Source organism: Desulfobulbus alkaliphilus (assembly GCF_016918545.1).
In the GTDB taxonomy this organism is placed as follows: domain Bacteria; phylum Desulfobacterota; class Desulfobulbia; order Desulfobulbales; family Desulfobulbaceae; genus Desulfobulbus; species Desulfobulbus alkaliphilus.
In genome coordinates this window covers 1-424 of sequence record NZ_JAFFQC010000319.1, presented here as the reverse complement: position 1 = coordinate 424, position 424 = coordinate 1, and the positions used below count along the sequence as shown (strand labels likewise).

1 protein-coding gene is annotated in these 424 nt (G+C 65.6%); it reads left to right on the top strand.

Going from position 1 to position 424, the window contains the following annotated elements; all coding sequences use genetic code 11:
* On the top strand, positions 1–233 hold a 233-nt coding region (locus JWG43_RS18730; protein WP_504208237.1), incomplete at its 5' end, for a hypothetical protein.
* Between the last annotated feature and the right edge of the window lie 191 nt (positions 234–424).

The window sequence follows — 424 nt, the reverse complement described above, 5'->3', positions numbered from 1 at the left end:
ACACCACCCTGTACGGCACGCTGGAATACGACCTCTCGGCCCAGACCCAGGTCAGCATCGGCGCCAGCTACGAAACCTTCAAGGGGCGGCCCTTCATCTCGGGCCTGCCGCGCTACAGCGACGGCAGCGACATCCGCCTGCCGCGCTCCACCTACCTGGGCGCCAGCTGGAACCGCCAGGACAACAGCACCCAGACCATTTACGCCGACCTGTCGCACCAGTTCAACGACTAGTGGCGCGCCAAGGTCTCGGCCATCCATGTGCAGGACGACGTCTACCTCAAGTACGCCTCCTTCCAGCTCACCGTCAACCCCGCCACCGGACTGGGCGGCACCGTGGCCAACATCACCGATGCCAGCCAGACGGCATGGGGCATCGATGCCAACCTGACCGGAGAGTTCGCGGCTTTCGGCCGCCAGCACGA